This is a genomic window from Citrobacter sp. TBCS-14 (genome assembly GCF_005280805.1).
In the GTDB taxonomy this organism is placed as follows: Bacteria; Pseudomonadota; Gammaproteobacteria; order Enterobacterales; family Enterobacteriaceae; genus Citrobacter; species Citrobacter gillenii.
On the sequence record NZ_SZWM01000493.1, the window covers coordinates 1 to 210 of the forward strand.

At 57.1% G+C, this 210-nt stretch carries 1 protein-coding gene; it reads right to left on the bottom strand.

Annotation, left to right across the window (positions count from 1 at the left end):
- The coding region (locus tag FDX22_RS19510; RefSeq protein WP_255432973.1) for an acyl-CoA dehydrogenase family protein at positions 1-210 on the bottom strand (210 nt) is incomplete at both ends.

Genomic DNA, 210 nt, shown 5'->3' on the forward strand with positions numbered 1-210 from the left:
ACGCGCAGGTCACGCCAGAAGCGCGTGATGCGATGGTTACCCGCGATACCCACGCCACCCAGCACCTGCATGGCGGTGTCTACCACTTCAAATGCCGCGTTGGCGCAGAAGTATTTGCACATGGCCGCATCGCCCGAAGTAATAGTGCCGTTATCCGCTTTCCATGCGGCTTCCAGCAGCATGTTTTTCATGGAGTTCAGTTTGATCGCC